At 65.8% G+C, this 18,357-nt stretch carries 14 protein-coding genes; 10 read left to right on the top strand and 4 right to left on the bottom strand.

Features of this window, described 5'->3' with window-relative positions; all coding sequences use genetic code 11:
• Window positions 1-62: 62 nt before the first annotated feature.
• Window positions 63-899 carry a DeoR/GlpR family DNA-binding transcription regulator gene (locus ACP7BL_RS07965; protein ID WP_033966232.1) on the top strand — a complete coding sequence of 279 codons (837 nt, stop codon included), beginning with the start codon at window positions 63-65 and terminating at the stop codon, window positions 897-899.
• 10 nt (window positions 900-909) lie between these two features.
• On the opposite strand, the gene ACP7BL_RS07960 is transcribed toward ACP7BL_RS07965, so the two are convergent.
• Together ACP7BL_RS07960 and ACP7BL_RS07955 are read right to left on the bottom strand one after the other, a co-directional pair.
• Window positions 910-1,335, bottom strand: coding sequence for a flagellar basal body protein (locus ACP7BL_RS07960; RefSeq protein ID WP_033966233.1), 426 nt, complete (start codon window positions 1,333-1,335; stop codon window positions 910-912).
• A gap of 3 nt (window positions 1,336-1,338) precedes the next feature.
• Window positions 1,339-4,203: a hypothetical protein gene (locus ACP7BL_RS07955; protein ID WP_426258039.1), complete on the bottom strand. Its 2,865-nt coding sequence runs from the start codon at window positions 4,201-4,203 to the stop codon at window positions 1,339-1,341.
• Window positions 4,204-4,287: 84 nt separating this feature from the next.
• Between ACP7BL_RS07955 and ACP7BL_RS07950 the strand changes: the two genes are divergently transcribed.
• From ACP7BL_RS07950 to ACP7BL_RS07915, 8 genes are all read left to right on the top strand, one after another.
• The gene (locus tag ACP7BL_RS07950) at window positions 4,288-5,316 is read left to right on the top strand and encodes a flagellar motor switch protein FliG (RefSeq protein WP_033966234.1); all 1,029 of its coding nucleotides are present in this window, start codon (window positions 4,288-4,290) and stop codon (window positions 5,314-5,316) included.
• Between the two features lie 13 nt (window positions 5,317-5,329).
• On the top strand, window positions 5,330-5,989 hold the full coding sequence (locus tag ACP7BL_RS07945) for a FliH/SctL family protein (RefSeq protein ID WP_126848163.1): 660 nt from the start codon (window positions 5,330-5,332) through the stop codon (window positions 5,987-5,989).
• 159 nt (window positions 5,990-6,148) lie between these two features.
• Window positions 6,149-7,702 (top strand): flagellar basal-body MS-ring/collar protein FliF, encoded by a 1,554-nt coding sequence (gene fliF / locus ACP7BL_RS07940; RefSeq protein WP_426258038.1) that lies wholly within the window; start codon window positions 6,149-6,151, stop codon window positions 7,700-7,702.
• Window positions 7,703-7,715: 13 nt separating this feature from the next.
• Window positions 7,716-8,069 carry a flagellar motor switch protein FliN gene (gene fliN, locus ACP7BL_RS07935; protein WP_033966249.1) on the top strand — a complete coding sequence of 118 codons (354 nt, stop codon included), beginning with the start codon at window positions 7,716-7,718 and terminating at the stop codon, window positions 8,067-8,069.
• Window positions 8,066-9,409, top strand: a complete 1,344-nt coding sequence (locus tag ACP7BL_RS07930) for a sigma-54-dependent transcriptional regulator (RefSeq protein ID WP_426258037.1) — start codon at window positions 8,066-8,068, stop codon at window positions 9,407-9,409. Before fliN ends, ACP7BL_RS07930 begins: the two co-directional genes overlap by 4 nt.
• A gap of 5 nt (window positions 9,410-9,414) precedes the next feature.
• A complete protein-coding gene (gene flhA, locus ACP7BL_RS07925) occupies window positions 9,415-11,499 on the top strand; it encodes a flagellar biosynthesis protein FlhA (RefSeq protein WP_426258238.1) in 2,085 nt (694 codons plus the stop codon).
• Between the two features lie 60 nt (window positions 11,500-11,559).
• Window positions 11,560-14,391 carry a flagellar hook-length control protein FliK gene (locus tag ACP7BL_RS07920; protein ID WP_426258036.1) on the top strand — a complete coding sequence of 944 codons (2,832 nt, stop codon included), beginning with the start codon at window positions 11,560-11,562 and terminating at the stop codon, window positions 14,389-14,391.
• Between the two features lie 12 nt (window positions 14,392-14,403).
• A complete protein-coding gene (locus tag ACP7BL_RS07915) occupies window positions 14,404-15,081 on the top strand; it encodes a flagellar hook assembly protein FlgD (RefSeq protein ID WP_426258035.1) in 678 nt (225 codons plus the stop codon).
• Window positions 15,082-15,264: 183 nt separating this feature from the next.
• Here ACP7BL_RS07915 and ACP7BL_RS07910 read toward each other — a convergent pair whose 3' ends face one another.
• On the bottom strand, window positions 15,265-15,606 hold the full coding sequence (locus ACP7BL_RS07910; RefSeq protein WP_052192563.1) for a hypothetical protein: 342 nt from the start codon (window positions 15,604-15,606) through the stop codon (window positions 15,265-15,267).
• 220 nt (window positions 15,607-15,826) lie between these two features.
• Window positions 15,827-17,152 (bottom strand): MFS transporter, encoded by a 1,326-nt coding sequence (locus tag ACP7BL_RS07905; RefSeq protein WP_341203913.1) that lies wholly within the window; start codon window positions 17,150-17,152, stop codon window positions 15,827-15,829.
• A 118-nt stretch (window positions 17,153-17,270) separates the two neighbouring features.
• On the opposite strand from ACP7BL_RS07905, the gene cyoA reads away from it, so the two are divergent.
• Entirely contained in the window at window positions 17,271-18,356 is a 1,086-nt protein-coding gene (cyoA, locus tag ACP7BL_RS07900; protein ID WP_426258034.1) for a ubiquinol oxidase subunit II, read from the top strand.
• Window position 18,357 lies beyond the last annotated feature (1 nt).

Below are 18,357 nucleotides of genomic sequence, written 5' to 3'. Positions count from 1 at the left end.
GGCGGTTTTTATGTGGATAAATGTGAGTTTTCATTGTGTGACAGCCGCGATATGATCGCGCCATGCAGACACCGTTCTCACCACTCGACGATGCTCCGGGGCTGCGCGTCATCCAGAGTTCGCGGATCGCAGCGATCCTAAAATTGCTCGAGGCGCGCTCCAGCCTGTCGATCGCCGAGCTGGCCGCGCGCTTTGACTGTTCGGAAGAAACGATCCGCCGCGATATCCGCCAGTTGGAGCAAACCGGTCGCGTGCTGAAGGTGCATGGCGGCGTGCGCACACCGGATGCCGATTTCGAAGCGCCCTATCGCTTGCGCTTTCGCGAACAAGCCGAAGCCAAACAGCAGATCGGGCAGGCTGCGGCAGAACTGGTCGAACCCGGCATGACCCTCCTGGTCGATTCGGGCACTACCTGCTTCTGGCTGGTTCGCGCCCTGGCGCGGGTGCCGGACCTCACCATCATCACCAACAGTATCGACGTTGCGAGCGAAGTGCTCGGCCGTCCGAAACAGCGCCTGTTCGTCGCGGGCGGCGTCATCAATCACGATTATCGCGCCGCATTCGGGCCGGAGGCGATCGCTTATTGTGGCGGCTTCGTTCCCGATCTGACGATTTTTTCCATGGGCGCGATTGATGCGGAGCGCGGCTTCCTCGACTTCGAACCCGACGAGGCCACCTTCAAGCGCGCCTTGCTCGAGCGTGCGCGCCGGATCGTCGTTCTGGCGGATTCGACCAAATTCGGGCGCAAGGGGACGACGCGAGTGGCCGACTTTGCCGATGTTGCCGATCTGGTGACCGAGGCCCAGCCGCCCCACGCCTTTGTTGCAGCGGCCGCTGCCACCGGGATGGCGGTGCATGTGGCCCGCGCGGCTCCGGCTGCGGATTCACCGCCGCTATAAGGCCATCGCCTTACCCGCCATGGCCGATCGCCGTCTTCAGCATGGATAGCTGTTTGCGATAGATGTTGGTCATTGCCGCGAAATCGGCCTGGATCTGCCCCATCTTCAGCAATTGATCTTCCAGCGTGACGTTGTTGCCGTCGGGCTTGGTCTCGCTCACATCGGTATCGAGGATCGACGATGCGCCCATCGGCGCGCGCGCGCCGAGCGCCGCCATGCTCGGGGTCAATTGCACGGTGGGCACGGCGATACCCGGCGCACCGCCCGCGCCGCCGCCCTGCGCCGCCAGCAGCGCCGAAAAATTGGGTGCCGCGACATCGCGGGCCTTGAAGCCCGGCGTTTCGGAATTGGCGATATTTTGCGAAATGACCCGCTGGCGATCGGCCAGATGCTTCATTTCGGCGCGGATGCCCGACAGGATCGCGGGAACGGCCATGGCTTAGCCTCCGAACAGGGATACGAGGGAACCGCTATTGCTCGTGTCCGAAGTCGACGAGCTCAAACGCGCGAGGGCAGATTGGTAACCCGCCAGTTGCGCCTGTTGATAGGCACTCACCGTGCCACCGCCCGCCTTCTTCGTGTTGTCGACGATCGACGCCTTGGTATCGTCCCAATAGAGCGAGCGATACGCGGTTTGCGTCATCGACAATGCCGACTTGATCTTGCCCAATGCCGCCTTGGCGTCTGCGGGGGTCGCCAAGGTCAGCGATGTACTGAGATCCAGTCCATAGGCACCGCCCGGCCGCACGGTCGGCGCATTCGCCGCCACGGGCACCGGCGTCTCGATCCGCTGCGGTGCGATCCCGAGCTTGGACAGGGCATCGCGATCCCCGGTGCCAGGAATGAGTTCGATCGAATGACCGGCGGCGGCATCGATGCGCAGGCTCTTCATGCCGCTGATCCGCGGGGTGCTGGTGCTGCCCTTGCTGCCGGTCAGCTTGCCGATCCGGTCCGACAGCGTCTGCATCGTGTCGTCGGCGGTGATGGTGATCTTCTTGGCCGTGCCGCCATCGATACTGATCGAAAAACTGTCGCCCACGCGCAGCGCGGTCTGGGTCACCAATTTGGCCGAGACTTCGGGGTTGATCGTCCCCGTGCCGAAGCCGATCGCCCCCAGGCTATTGTCCCCGGTCGCCGCCACCGCCAGCCGCACCGGCTGCGTCGTCTGCCCGCTTTGACCGAATTGGGTGGTGCTGGCGATCGCACCCGTCGCGCCATCGATCCGGCTGACAAAACCATCAACCGTGCCCGAGCGCGCTGCGCCGATCGTGCCTGACGTCCGCCCGCCGGCATAAATCGCACCATCGAGAAAGGCGACACTGTCGATCTGATCGTCCTGCGCGCTGCCGACATAGGTGACCGCCGCACCGCCGAGGGCACCGTCGATGCGAGCGACAAAACCATCGCGTCCGCCCGATGTCGCATTGACCTGAGTGCCGGAAAGCGCGGCGCTCGCGGAACCGCCGACCGCGACCGTGCCGTCGCTTCCCACCGCCAGCGCGCGCGCATCCGCCGTGCCCAGATCAAGCGTCGCCAGATCGTTGGACAAGGCACCAGCGTCGAGTTTGCGCACTTGTGCGGTGCCATTGTTGTTCATCAGCGCCAGCACATTGCCGTCGCTGCCGATCGCCAGCGCCGTGATCGATTCGCTTCCACCCGAATCGATCGCGCGACGATCGGCAACGTGGCCCGTCGAGTCGATCCGCGCGACAAAGGCGTCGCCGCCCCCCGTCGCGCTCTTGCCCCCGACGAAGACCGAACCATCATTCCCGATGGCAAGCGCTTTGGCGACATCATTGCCAGTGCCCGCCACGACCGTCGTAAACGCTTCATCGCCCAGCGTGCTGTAGCGCGCGACGAACATGTCGCCATCATGCTTCACCCCGTCGAGGCTGCCCGTGACGGTGCCCGCCACCACGACATCGCCATTGGCAGCAACGCTGACCGCCGCCCCGGTGGAGGCCCCGGCCGCGCCAAGCCCCCGTTCCCACACGACCTTGCCCGCGCCGTCGAGCTTGGTCAGGAACAGCGTGTCCGAACCGTTGGAGCGTTCCGACCCCAGATCGCCCCGCGTCGTGCCGACCACATAGGTATTGCCCTGCGCATCGGTCGCCATCGCTGCGGCATCGGTATTGGCCTGTACGGCGGTGTTCTTGGTGGTGGTCGCCACCGCCTTGCCATTGTAATCGGTCTTGAAGGTTGTCGTCGAACTGGTCGTCTTGCCGGCGATCTTTGCTTGTTCGGTGGCAACACGGTCGAGCGCGCTCAGCGTCGCCACCGACTTTTGCGCCATCGCACCGGCAGGATCGGCGAAGCGGAAGATCTGCGTCGCGGTCGGTGTGGTGGCGGTCGGCTGACCGGCAACCGCCGTCTGCCCGGCGGCGAGCGGGACCGGCCCGCTCTCACCGGTCGCGACGAGCAGCGCGGGCTTGGCGTTGATCTGGTCGATCGTCACCCGGTCGGCCCCGTTGGGCGCGTTGAGCGTCAGGCCCCATTTTTCGGTCCCGCGTTCGGGCGTGAAGTGCGCCACCCACTTTTGCTGCTGCATCCCCTTGTCGTCCAGCTGCAGACTGCCATCGGAATTGAGGCGCGGCAGCGCGGAAATCGCGGCGTTGAGCGCATCCGAGACCGAATCCAGCGTCGGCGGTTGCGGCCCCTGCGACAAATCCACCGTCAGCGTGTCGCTCGCCCCCGGCTTGGACAGCGTGATCTTGAGTTGCTCCTGCCCGGTCATTCCCGGCAACGCGTCCGACCGGCTTGCCGCCACCTCCGGCCCCTTCACCGTGTACGCATCGGGGGACGGAATTCCGACGCTCGTCGCGCTGCGCGCAGGCTGAGCGAGCGAGAGGTCCAGGATCCCGTTGGGGGCGTGCGCCAAAAAGCTCTGCAAATCCGTCAGGCCTTTGGCGAAGGTCGTCTGCAACGTCGCGCGCTGCGCGGCGTTGCTGGTGGTCGCGGCCGCAGTTTCGGCGAGCAGACGCAAGCGATCGAGCGCCTTATAGGTCGTAAAGCTGGTTTGCACGTCGCTCGGCAGCGCAGACGGGCCCGTCGCGGGCTTGTCGATGATCGTCGTCATCGCCTTGATCGCGGACACTTGCGCCGACACCGGTAGCGTCGTCGGCGTTTCCTTCCACGGCGGCGTCGTTGGCGCAGTCGTAAACTGCGCCTTGGCGACGCGCACGGCTTTGGATTCGATCGTGGGGGCGCTGCTGTTGGAGGCGCTGAAATCCGCGAACGAATTGCTGCCCGTCATAAGGCTCAGCCCGATCAAGCTCCCCGATAAATCCGCCGACATCTCCGTCATCCCTATAAGACTCTTCCTATAATAGCAGGGAGAGACGCTCGAAGGCCGTGCTTTCGGCGAATTTTCTGGGGAAAATTGGTGAACATGATGGCGCAGATGGGCGAACCGCCTGAAATGAAGCGATTCACCGGTCAGCAGCGAGCTGCGGCCTTGATGCTCGCGCTCGGGAAAGAACACGGTGCGCCGATCTGGGAACAGCTTTCGGTCGACGAAATCAAGGAACTGTCGGCGACGATCGCGGGCCTCGGCCGCATCCCCGCCGTCGTGGTCGAATATCTGCTCGTGCATTTCAGCGGCGAGGTCGCCAGCATGGCCTCGCTGCACGGCTCCTACGAATCGACCGAGCGGCTGCTCTCGGGCATCCTGCCCGGCGAGCGCGTCAAGGACATCATGGAGGATATTCGCGGGCCCTCTGGCCGGACGATGTGGGACAAGCTGTCGAATGTCAGCGAAACCGTGCTCGCCCAGGGGCTACGACACGAATATCCGCAGACGGTCGCGGTGATCCTGTCGAAGCTGCGTTCCGAACATGCCGCGCGCGTGCTGTCCGAATTGCCCAGTGAATTCGCCGTCGATGTCATCATGCGCATGTTGCGGATGGAGACGGTGCAGAAGGAAGTCATCCTCGAAATCGAGCAGACGCTGCGCACCGAATTCATGGCCAATCTGTCGCGCTCCAACAAGCGCGATCCGCATGAGGCAATGGCCGACATGTTCAACGCGCTCGACCGCGCGACCGAAGAAAAGATGCTGGCGGCGCTCGACGAGCGCGTGCCCGAATCCGCCATCCGCATTCGCGCCCTGATGTTCACGTTCGAGGATCTGGGCAATCTGTTGCCCGCCGCGATCGGCGTGGTCGTGCGCAATGCCGACAAGCGCGAAATGGCACTGGCGCTGAAGGGTGCCCCGGAGGAAATGAAGAAGCTGTTCTTCAGCACCATGACCGAACGCGCCGCCAAGTTGCTGCGCGAGGACATGGCCGGCATGGGCCCGGTCCGCGCCCGCGATTGCGAGGAAGCCCAGTCGTCGCTCGTGCGGCTCGCAAAGACCCTGGCCGATGCCGGCGAAATCACGCTCGTCGATCCCAAGAGCGACGATATGATGATCGTGTGACGGAGACAGGCAAATGAGTTTTCAAACCGTCCAGCGCTTCGCCTTCGACCGCGTCTTTACCGAGATGGGCCCGACGCCGTTCGACATGCCCGATTCGATGCTCGATCAGGCGGCGCTGCGTGCCGAACTGGACGCGCGCAACGCCGATCACGAAAGCGCCTTGTCGATCGCGCGCGCGGATGCCTTCGAGGCGGGGCTTGCCCAGGCGCGCACCGAACGCGACGCTGCGTTGCTGTGCGCCATCGACGCGATGCACGGCGCGCTCGACGCGCTCGACGCGCGCTTTGCCGATACCACGCGCCGCATCGTTGCCGACGCGACCGAAGTTGCGCTGGCGGCTGCGGAGGCGATTGCGGGCCGCGCGCTCGCCTGCGATCCTGCGGGGCTGATCGACGAGGGAATCGGGCGCGTGCTGCAACAAGTCGCGCGCGGCACCGAGTTGCAGGTCCGCGTCCACCCCGATCTGGTCGAGGCGGTCGAGCAGCGCATCGCCCAGCGTCAGGCCGCCGACCGGCGCAAACTCCACGTCGGCGTCGTACCGGATGCCACGCTGGCACCCGGCGACGCCTTGATCGATTGGGAGCAAGGCGGCTTGCTGCTCGAAAAGGCCGCGCGACGGGCGGCCGTGGAGAGCGAACTCGCCCCGCTGCTGCCCCCACTACCCAGCGCCTGATCTCGCCACACGGCAATTTTTTCCGCCCGGCAGAAATTGCCGCCCGTCTCCATCCTATAAGATAGTCATGGGGGCTCGCCCCGACGGTCAGGATCGGGACACACTTTGGACGCAGCGCGCACTCTCTTTTCGCAATTGGGCGTAAGACGGCTTGCCGTAATGGCCGGTGTGGCGCTCGCGGTATTGGCGGCGCTCGCGTTCGTGGCGACACGAGGCGGGTCGACCTCCTCGATGGGCTTTTTGTTCACCGATCTCGATCCTGCCGCCGCGCAATCGATCACCGAGAAGCTGAAGGCAAAGGGCGTCGACTATCGGCTGTCTGCCGACGGCACCTCGATCCTCGCGCCGCAGGACAAGCTGGCGGAATTGCGCATGGCGATGGCGGGCGACCATCTTGGCGGCAAGATCGGCTATGACGTGCTCGACAACGAACAGAGCTTCGGCGTGTCCGCCTCGCGCGCAAAACTGAACGAGACACGCGCGATCGAAGGCGAATTGGGCAAGTCGATCGAAAGCCTCGACGGCGTGTCCAAGGCGCGCGTCCACATCGTCATGCCCGAGCGTGCGATGTTCGCGACCGAAACCCGCAAATCGACCGCCGCCGTCACGGTCAAGACCAAGGGACGCCTGTCCTCCGAAGCGGTCGCCTCGATCCGCTATCTGGTCGCCTCCTCGGTGCCCGAGCTCGCGCCCGAAGCGGTGTCGGTGGTCGACCAGACGGGAGCCCTGCTGGCCCGCGCCGGTGACGCCGGGTCGGCGGGCGGAGCCGAAGCCGATGAGCGCCAGACCGCCACCGAAGCGAAATTGCGCGACGAAATCGAATCGCTGCTCGCCCCGATCGTCGGCATGGGCAAGGTCCGCGCCGAGGTTTCCGCGCTGATCGACCGCGACCAGACGCGCGAGGAGACCACCGCCTTCGACCCCGACAAGCAGGTCATCGGCCATCAGACCACGGTCGAATCCGGCGACCAGAATGCCGAGAACAACGCAACGACGCCGCAAGCTTCGGTTGCGGGGCAATTGCCCGATGCGCAGGCCAGCCCGGCTACGGGAAGCGGCACCTCGCGCAAGACGGCCAGCACGCAAAATTCCGAAGACACCACCTATGAAAATAGCAGCACGCACACGGTGACGGTGCGCGTCCCCGGCCAGATCAAGCGCTTGTCGATCGCGGTCATGGTCGATGGCGGCCCCAAGGGCCTGCCCGCCGCGCAGATTCAGCGGCTGACCCGCATCGTCGAGAATGCGGCGGGAATCGACACCAAGCGCGGTGACAGCGTCGTCGTCGAGAGCATGCCCTTCACCGCCGGCGACGCACTGGCCGAAAACAAGAGCGGGTTGCTGTCGCTGCTGCCGATGGACAAGGTCTTCTCGCTGATCGAACTGCTGGTGATCGCGGTGGTCGGCATCATCGTCCTGCGCATGCTGCTCCCCAAACCGACACCTGAACCCGTCGCAATGGCCGAGCAGACGCCGCAACTCGGCAGCGATCCCGAGCGCCTGGCGCTCGCCGCGCGCGCCGCCGATGGCGACCCCGACGCGATGCAGCAAATCGCCGCGCTCGGCGGCGAGCAGCATCTGCTCGACCAGGAAATCGCGCTCGCCCAGGTCGATGGCCGCATCAAACTTTCGGCACTCAAGCGCATCGGCACGACGATCGCCGAAAGCCCGCCCGAATCCGCCTCCGTAATCCGGCAATGGATGAACTCATAAGATGGAACAGCCCATGGATTCCGAACCCTCGCTGGTTGCGATCGACTCGCCGGCGCAGACCGAACAACCTTTCATCGCCGATTTCGCCGACGAGCCCATTCGCCCTGCGGCTGGCGGCAGCCCCGCCGAAGGGCTGGAAGCGGTCTATGACGTTCCGGTCAAGGTGCAGGCCGTCCTCGGCCGGTCGCGCATGCCGGTGGGCAAATTGCTGCAACTCGTCGTCGGCACGGTGGTCGAACTGGACCGTCGCGTCGGGGAGCCGGTCGACATCTTCGTCAACAACCGTCTGATCGCGCGTGGCGAAGTCGTGCTGATCGACGGTTCGCTCGGCGTGACGCTGACCGAAATCGTGCGGGGCGAACGATGAAGGGTATGACACCGGCGGTACGATTGCTGCTCGTCGGGGCCCCCGGCTCGGAATTTCGCCTCGCCGCCGATCTGGCACGCGCGGCGGGGGCGGACGTGACGATGGCGGACGATGCCCCCCAGGCGATCGCGCTGTTGCGGATGAACGGCGGCGACCTGGTGATGATCGACGTCGATGCCGACGTTCGCGGTTTCTTGCAGCACCTGCGCGACGAACGCTTCGCCGTCCCCGTCATCGCGTGCGGCATTAATGCCTCGGCGCAGCAAGCGGTGGCGGCCATTCGCGCAGGCGCGCGCGACTATCTGCCTTTGCCGCCCGAACGCGCGCTGATCGCCGCGGCCATCGCCTCGGTCGTCACACGGGGGTCGATCGAAATCCTCGGCGACGCACCCGATCTTGCGCGGGCGCGCAACCTTGCGCTGGCGGTGGCGCGAAGCGCGTCGCCCGTACTGCTGGTCGGCGAAACCGGCACGGGCAAGGGCTTGATGGCCCGCGCCATCCATGAGGCATCGGGGCGGCTCGGCCCGATCCTGGTAGTGGAATGTGCAGGCGTCGCGCCCGAAATCGTCGATTCGGAACTGTTCGGGCATGAGGAAGGTGCCTTTGCCGGAGCGCTCGGGCTGCGCATCGGCCGCTTCGAAAAGGCCGGCAGCGGCACGATCCTGCTGCGCGAGGTTGGTGCCCTGTCGCCGGGAACGCAGGCGCGCTTGCTGTCGGCGCTGCAGGAACATCACATCCGGCGCGTCGGTGGCAACCACGCGGTGGCGGTGCAGGCGCGCGTTCTCGCGACCTCCACGATCGACCTGCAGCAACGCGTCGCGGCGGGGGCATTCCGCGCCGACCTGCTCGCGCGGCTCGGCCTCGCCCGGATCGAAATGCCGCCGCTGCGGGCGCGGCGTGGCGATATCGCGCTGCTCGCACGGCATTTTGCCCACCGCCTCGCGGACGCCGACGGCCTGTCCCCGCGCCCGCTCAGCGAAGCGGCGGAAGGGGTATTGCAGGCCTATGGCTGGCCCGGCAATGTCAGCGAACTCGAAGACGCCATCCACCGCGCCGTGCTGATCGCGCGCGGGCCCCGGATCGAGGCGCGCGACATCGTCCTGGTCGATGGGTCGCAGCTCGCGCAGGACCATGCCGCCAGCGAAGGCCGCCTCGAAATCGAAGGATTGGTCGGCCGCACGGTCGAAGAGGTCGAGCGCGAACTGATCCTGCAAACGCTGCAGCGCTGCCACGGCAACCGCACCTCGGCCTCGGGCATCCTCGGCATTTCGGTGCGGACGATGCGCAACAAGCTGAAGACCTTCATTGAGGCCGGTATCGCCGTGTCGCCCGCTCCGTGAACGCTGTGCTGCCCCTGCCCATTACCCGCCTGCTCGAACGGATCGGTGCCGGGCGCGATCTCGCGCTGGCATTCGGCGTCATCGCGATCATCGGCATGCTCATCCTGCCGATCCCGGCATGGCTGCTCGACATCGGTCTCGCTTTGTCGATCACCTTGTCGGTGATGATCCTGATGACTTCGCTGTTCATCGAAAAGCCGCTGCAACTCTCGGCTTTCCCGACGATCCTGCTGATCGCGACGATGCTGCGGCTCGGCCTCAACCTCGCCTCGACCCGATTGATCCTGGGGCACGGACATGAAGGGCCGCAGGCGGCGGGTGGCGTGATCGGCGCGTTCGGCGAATTCCTGATGGGCGGCGAAACGATCATCGGCCTGACCATCTTCGCGATCCTGATCGTCATCAATTTCGTCGTCATCACCAAGGGTGCGGGCCGCATCGCCGAAGTGGCGGCGCGCTTCAGCCTGGACGCCATGCCCGGCAAGCAGATGGCGATCGACGCCGATCTGTCGGCGGGCATGATTTCGGAAGAGCAAGCCAAGGAACGCCGCGCCGAAGTCGAAGCCGAAAGCGGCTTTTACGGCTCGATGGACGGTGCCTCGAAATTCGTGAAGGGCGATGCCGTCGCCAGCCTGCTGATCACCGGAATCAACATCATCGTCGGGCTCGGCATTGGCGTGTTCTCACACGGCGTGCCCGTTGCAGAGGCGTTCCGCACCTATACCGTGCTGACTGCGGGCGATGGCCTCGTCAGCCAGATTCCGGCGCTGATCGTGTCGGTTGCGGCGGGCATGCTGGTGTCCAAGGGCAGCGCGCGCGGCAAGACCGGCAATGCGCTGGGCGAACAGCTCGGCCGCTTCCCCAAGGCGTTTGGCATGGTCGCGTTCCTGATGGGCGCGCTGGCGCTGATGCCGGGCCTGCCCTTCGTGCCGTTCGCCGGTTTTGCCGGTCTGTCGGGCTGGCTTGCCTGGAGCATGAGCCGCAAGGCAATCGCCACCGCCAATGCCGAGCGACTGGCCGAAGCGACCGAGGCCGCGACGGTCAAGATCGTTGAGGAGCCGATCGCGCAGACGCTGGCGATCGATTCGCTGCGCATCGAAATCGGCTATGCATTGCTGCCGATCATCAACGATGCGACGCGCGAACCCCGCCTCGACGATCAGGTCCGCGCGCTGCGCCGTCAGATGGCGACCGATTACGGCTTTGTGCTGCCCGCCGTGCGCATCATCGACAATATGGCGCTCGGGGCGAGCGAATATGTCATCTACATCAAGGAGAGCGAAGCCGCGCGTGGCGAGGTACGGCTCGACAAATTGCTGCTGATCAACCCCGGCGGCGGCGCTCCCGGCCTGCCCGGCGAGCCAACGCGCGAGCCAGTGTTCAACCTGCCCGCTTTGTGGATCGACCGCGAGTTGCGCGAGGAAGCGGGCTTCCGCGGCCTGACCGTGGTTGATTGCGGCACGATCATCACCACGCACCTGACCGAGCTGGTGAAGGACAATATCGCCGACCTGCTGTCTTATACCGAAACGCAGAAGCTGCTGGGCGACATCCACAAGGACGCGGCCAAGCTGGTCGCCGACATCGTGCCGTCCAAGGTCTCGGTGTCGAGCGTGCAGCGCATCCTGCAGAATTTGCTGTCGGAAGGGATTTCGATCCGCGACATCCCGACCATTCTGGAAGGCATTGCCGAGGCATCCCCTTCGACCAGCAACCTGACGATGCTGACGGAACATGTCCGCTCGCGTCTCGCCCGCCAGATTTCGGTGGCGCAAACCCGCGACAACGCCATTCCGGTGGTGACCTTGTCGCCCGAATGGGACACCGCCTTTGCCGACAGCATCGTCGGCACCGGCGACGACCGCCAGCTCGCTATGGCCCCCTCAACGCTGCAGGGTTTCGTATCGGCCGTGCGCGAAACCTATGATCGCCTGGCCGAGAGCGGCGAGATTCCGTGTCTGCTCACCAACCCGAGCGTGCGCCCCTTCGTCCGCTCGATCATCGAGCGGGTGCGACCCTCCACTGTGGTGCTGTCGCAGAACGAAATTCATGCCCGCGCCCGTATTCGTGCGCTTGGCACGGTCAGTTGAGCACGGTCCGGCTGCGACCCGCCTATAATGGTAGGACGGGCTCGCCGTGAAAGGGACTGCATGCAGATCGTTGGAAGCGGAATGGCCGGGTTACCCGGCGCGATCGGTCGCCCCAACGTCGTAGCGCAGGGTTTTGCCGCAACGCTGGGCGATGTCATTTCGCTCGCCACGCCACCTGTCGCATCCGCCGTCCCAGCACTGCCGCTGGTCTCCACGACCGGCGATACCAACGCAATGGCGTTCGCTACGCTGGCCATGCTCGGTCGTGCTCCCGCAACGATACTGACCACTGGCGAGCCCACCGCAACTCAGGCGACTTCCGCGCTGTCGCTAACCGGCACGATCGGCAGCGCGCCAGCGCTAACCGCAGACGGTGCGCCAACCCCGGGCACCATCACCACCACCGCTCCGATCCTGCCGGTAGCAAAGGGGGAAGCGACCGTACCCCCCGCTCCTGCCGCGCTGGCTATCGGCGTGCCCACGCCCGACGCGGCACCGCCGGTGACGGCCGGTGTGTCTACAGCGCCCGCAGCGCCACCCTTCGGTGCGTCGGCATCCGATATTCTTGTCGCCGGGCCCGGACCCGACGCTTTGCCCGCTGTCCGGACAGGGACGACGGCCGCCCTTCCCTCTTCGCCGGGGAGCGCTGCCGATGGCGTCGTGGCCACCGCGCCGCTACCAGAACCGCCCCTGTCCATCCCGGACGCGCCAGACATCACCGCGGCGGTGCCGGCAAACACATCCAGTAATACGATCGCAGCGAATCCCGCTCCCTCGAACGTTGCGGCTGCCCCCGCCGCGACGAGCGTCGCCACATCCGCCGCGCCGGAAGTCAATCCGCCCGTCGTCACCGCTGCCGCCGGTCTTTCGGCCCCCGCAGCGGCTTCGCGCACGCTGCGCACCGCCCCGCCCGCACCGGCACCTGCCGTATCCAGCGGGGAAGTCCGTCTTCCCGACGCAACACCATCGTCGCCACCTGGGCCAACAATGGCCGAAGCGAGCCCCGCAATCGACCTCGCGCGCACCGCTACCCCCATGCCCTCAGCCGCCCCGAGCATGGTTGCGCAGGCGACACTCGCATTACAACCGGCACCGACAACAGCGCCGGGCGACGCGCGGACACCTTCCCCACCAGCGACCAACGCAACCGCTGCGCCCCCACGGGCAAGCAAAGCCAAGGGCAGCGTGGCGGACGATGCGGCGCTGGACCGGGAGATGGCAACGGCTCCCGCACCGGTGCCCCCAGCAGCGACAATCGTGCCTGCCATGCCCGCTTCACCCGACCCAATGCCGGTGCCAGCGGCCACCGTCGCAGGTGTGGAGGCATCCGCCGTACCGGTGGCACCCGTTGATGTGGCCGCGCAAGGCTCAATCCCGGCCGCCACCGCACCGGCGATGCTTGCATCGTCGACGGCTGCCAGTGCCGCACCGACCGTAACTGCCCCTCCCGCCGCCTCGGCCGCGTCCAGCGGGCAGACCGACGGAGCGCAGCGCCGGTTCACGCAGGACACGGACCTGAAATCGGCCATCGCTGCATCAGCGACATTGCCGAAAACGCAGGACACCGCACCGCCGTCAGCGCAACGTCCGATTGCCCCCGTTCCGGTCGAGGCGTCGCCAGCAGCGCCCGCAGCGCCACCATCCGGGCCCGTTGCCGAGACATCGCCACAGCCTGTCGCTGCGGTCGAGCCGCCCGCAGGACCTGCCGCGACACCAGCGGACGGCCCGCCGGTGCACGCGCGACGCGATCCCGCCGACGTCAACGCGGAGACGCTGCCTGCACGCGACGGCACCCTACTGTCCCCGGTACATCCACAAGCGATGGCGGCGGATAGTCTCAGCGGGATTGCGCCCCCGACAGCGCCGCAAGCCACTGTACAAGCCACCGCAGTCCCCGCTCCGGCAGCTACCGCCACCGCGCAGGACGGGAGTAATTCCGCGATCGTTCAGCCGCAGGCAATCGCTGCGACCGGGCTACCCGCAAGACGCCCCGTCGCACCAGCGGACCGCCCGACGGTGCACGCGCGACGTGATCCTGCCGACGCCGACGGGGAGACGCCGCCTGCGCGCGACGGCACCCTACTGTCCTCGGTCCATCCGCAAGCGATGGCGGCGGATAGTCTCAGCGGGCTTGCGCCCCCGGCAGCGCCGCAAGCCACCGTGCAAAACGCCACCGGGCCCGCTCCAACAGGGGTCGCCGCCGCCGCCGCGCCGGACGGGAACATTTCCGCGATCGTCCAGCCAAACGATGCCGGGCTCGGCGCGCCACAAAGCCCGGCGACCGCCAGCGCCCCGACCCCGACGCAGCCGACACCTCCGGCGCTCGCCCCCGATGCGCCGCAAACCGTGCGCAACGGCGACGCTCCGCAAGGCATGGCCCCCAGCGCGGCTGCGGCGGCGATGGTCACCGCTGCGCCCGGAGCCGCCCGCAACCCAATCGCCGCCCCCGGCCCCCGCACCCTGATATCCGCCCAACCGGGCCGGATCGGTCGCGAGACCGGCGTCGCAATCGCGCATCGCATCGGCGCGGGTGGGGACGAGATGACGCTGCACCTCAGCCCCGCCAGCCTCGGCCGGATCGAGGTCAAGATCGCGTTTGAGGACGGCAGCCTGCGCGCCACGCTGCGCGCCGACAATCCCGCCGCGCTCGACCTGCTCCGCCGGGACAGCACCGATCTGTCGCGCGCGCTCGATCAGGCGGGGGTCCGCTCGGACTCGGGCAGCCTTACCTTTCAGGGGCGCGGGGCCGATGGCCAACCGGCGGGGTCGCGCCAACAATCGCCCTTCGCCGCGTTCGCCCAGCGCGGACAACCGACCGATTCCCCGACCACTCCGATCCCCGATTCCTATCAGCCGCTGCGCACCAGCGGACGTGTCGACTTTCTAGCATAAGGCACCACAGCGATGACCACGACGACCGCCACTGGCACCACCACCCCGAGCGCCGCTACGACCGCGAGCACCGCCGCGCCGACGACGGGAATCAAAGCCGACTTCAACATGTTCCTGAAGCTGCTCACCACGCAGATGCAGAATCAGGACCCGCTGAGCCCGATGGACACCTCGCAATATACCCAGCAGCTCGTGCAATATTCGCAGGTCGAGCAATCGGTGCAGCAGAACACGACGCTGAACTCGATTCTCAGCAACCTGAGCAACCAGGGCCTGACCCAGGCATCCGGCATGATCGGACGCAGTGTGACCCTCAATTCGGATGTCGCCGGCCTGGCCGCCGGAACGCCCGCGGCGTGGAGCTATTCTGCGGCCCGTCCCGTTTCCACGCTGACGTCTTCGATCACCGATGCGTCGGGAAAGGTCGTCATGACCAGTACGATGACGCCCAACGCGCAAGGCACAATGGCGTGGGATGGCACCCTTCCCGATGGATCGACCGCCCCCGCAGGCAGCTACACCCTGGCGCTCACGGCAAGCGACGCGGCGGGCAATTCCGTGCCGGTTACCATTCATGCGCAAGGCACTGTACAGGAAGTTAGCTCAGCAAACGGCGCGTTGACGCTCAAGGTAAACGGCGCGGCCTACACCACGGATAAATTGATCGGCGTTGCGGCGACAACCAATTGAGTAAAATAAGCTGTAAATTATATTTGAAGAAGGTTGAATATATACTATATTAAAAGAGAGATCTGCCCGGTCAGCTCCCCAATGACTCCGGCAGATCTCACCCGTTCGGTACAGTTATCTGAAAAATTTTGTTGAAAATGAACAACGCGCTTATTCCTGAGCGCGTTTTTTGCTGTGTGAGATCTAGCGGGCTGCGGACAGCCCTGTCCAAGGAAGCGATGATTCGATCACGCCGCGCGGCAAGGCAGGATCGATCGCGAAATCTTCGACCGAGCAGCCCTTCAAATCGGCCGGCAAGGCGAGCATCGCCAGACAATCGGCGATCGCGGGATCGTCACAGGGGCCAATCGTATCGACCACGTCTTCGAACGTCGCGCCCGGAGCCATCAAGCCCCGGCTCAAGGCCGCGTTCCACAAAGCCCGGGCATTGATCACATCGACGGCAATGCTGATGCGGTATCGATGCCCCTGGCTGACACCGGCATTGCTATAGGTTGACATGGCTTGATGGTCGCTCAGATCCACGCGTACTTCTCCCCCCGAACGCGATCGCCACGAACCCGCAGCGAACGATCACGATCTAGCAAGGGCGAGCGATCGACCGAATTGAGGGCAACCCCTTAGGTTGGAAACCCGGTATTTCCCTCGAAGCGATTCTGTTCTATTATAGGACGGTTCGCGTTCCGGGTAACGGAAGTGGCGCTTAAGAATGTCGGGGTGCTCCGGGCGATGCCCGGACCGGAGCTCAGGCCCGACCCGCCAGTTCCTTGTTCAACCACAAGGCCGCCAGCGTCGCGAGTGCGCCCGACAGCAGATAGCCACCGGCTGCTGCCAGCCCGAAGTGCGACGACAGGAACAGGCCGACCAGCGGCGCAAAACCGGCACCGACCAGCCACGCCAGATCCGACGTCAACGCTGCGCCAGTGTACCTGAAATCGCCCGAGAAATTGGCTGCCACTGCGCCCGACGATTGGCCAAACGACACGCCGAGCAAGACAAAGCCGAGCGCCATGAACAGCACTTCGCCAATCTCGCCCGCGCCCAGCAATTGCGGCGCGAACCCGGAGAACACCGCGATCGCCACCGCCGATGCCCCAAGCAGCGAGCGCCGCCCGAACCGATCCGCCAGATAGCCTGAGGCGACGATCGCAAGCACGCCGATCACGCCGCCCAGCACTTCGATCACCAGGAAGCGCTCGGGGCCGCCGCTGGTGTAGAGAAACACCCAGGACAACGGGAATACCGAGACCATGTGGAACAGCGCGAAGCTCGCCAGCGGCGCGAACGCGCCGATCACGATCGTGCGCCCCTGCCCGCGCACCGTTTCCAGCACCGGAGCCGGTTGCAGCGCGCGGCTTTCGAACATTTCCTGATAGGCAGCGGTGCTGACGATACGCAGCCGCGCGAACAGCGCCACGACGTTGATCGCGAACGCGACGAAGAACGGATAACGCCAGCCCCAGTCGAGGAAGTCCGCCGCCGACAGGCTGCTTGTCAGATAGGCAAACAGCGCCGCCGCCACCATAAGGCCCAGCGGCGCGCCAAGCTGCGGGATCATCGCATACCAGCCACGCCGATTCTCTGGCACGTTGAGCGCCAGCAGCGAGGGCAAACCGTCCCACGCGCCGCCGAGCGCAACGCCCTGGCCGATGCGGAACAGGCCGAGCAGGATCGCAGCATAAACGCCGACCTGCGCGTAGCCGGGCAGGAAGCCGATCGCCACGGTCGACCCGCCGAGCAGGAACAAGGCGATGGTCAGCTTCGTGCCGCGCCCAAAGGCGCGGTCGATCGCGAGGAACAGGAACGACCCGATCGGGCGTGCCACAAAGGCGAGCGCGAACAGCGCGAAGGAATAGAGCGTCCCCGTCAGACGGTCGACATAGGGGAAGACCAGCGTCGGAAACACCAGCACCGAGGCGATCGCATAGACGAAGAAGTCGAAAAACTCCGACGTGCGGCCAATGACGACGCCAATCGCAATCTCGCCCGAGGTGATTTCGCCGTGCTCGGCATTGATTCGGCCGGCATCGGCTTCGATCGCGCGCGAGGTTGGCGTGGTGGCTGCAGTCATCGGTGTTCGAACTCCCGGCATGATCGCCGAACGCCCCCTCTAAGCGTGCTGCACTGCAGCGGGGATTGGACAAAGTGTCCAATGGGAGGCCCCCTGTCCCCCGCGTATCTGCGCCCGCATGACCCGAACCCCCTTACTCCGCCCCTTGGCGCTGCTCGCGCCTGCCTTGCTCGGTGGGTGCAGCGCCGTCGTGCTGGACCCGGCGGGCGATCTTGCAGTGCAGCAAGGCAACCTCGTGATTTTCTCGACGGTGCTGATGTTGCTCATCATCGTTCCGGTGATGGCGCTGATCGCGTTGTTCGCCTGGCGCTATCGCGCAACCAATAAGGACGCGCCCTATTCGCCGGAATGGCACCATTCCACCGCGCTGGAACTGGTGATCTGGGCGGCCCCGCTGCTGATCATCATCTGCCTGGGCGCGGTGACCTGGACCAGCACGCATCTGCTCGATCCCTATCGTCCGATCGGTCGCCTCGATGCGGGTCGCGCCGTCGCTGCCACGGCCAAGCCGGTGCGGGTTCAGGTTGTCGCGCTCGATTGGAAGTGGCTGTTCATCTACCCCGATTACGGCATCGCCACCGTCAACGAGCTGGCCGCACCGGTCGATCGGCCGCTCCAGTTCGATCTCACCGCCTCCAACGTGATGAACGCCTTCTATATTCCGGCGCTGGTCGGCCAGATCTACGCGATGCCCGGCATGACGACCAAGCTGAACGCGGTCATCAACCATCCCGGCAATTATACGGGCTTCTCGTCCAATTTCAGCGGCGACGGCTTTTCGGGCATGCATTTCCGCTTCCATGCGGTGTCGGAAGGTGCGTTTGACCAATGGGTCGCGCGCGTCCGTGCAGGCGGCGGCAAGCTCGACCGACAGGGGTATCTCGGTCTGGCCAAGCCCAGCGCCAATACGCCGGTCATGCGCTTCGCCAGCGTCACCCCGGGCCTGTTCGACGCCGCCGCCAATCGCTGCGTCGCGCCGGGCGAGACCTGCATGAGCGCGATGATGCAGGCCGATGCCGTTGAACATCACGCCCATGTCGCCGCTGGCCGCCCCACCCAGACGATGGCGATGCCAATGGCGGCATCGGCTCCGATCCCCGCCACCACGCAACCTGGCGCACGCCTGACCGGTGCAGGGCTGCCAATGCCCGGCACACGCGCAACAGACGTCCCGGCGACCGCCGGCGACCGAAGGACTTTCTGAC

Source organism: Sphingomonas sp. DC1600-2 (assembly GCF_049897605.1).
Classification (GTDB): Bacteria; Pseudomonadota; Alphaproteobacteria; order Sphingomonadales; family Sphingomonadaceae; genus Sphingomonas.
The sequence above is the reverse complement of the archived record's forward strand: the minus strand, read 5'-3'. Positions and strand labels throughout refer to the sequence as shown.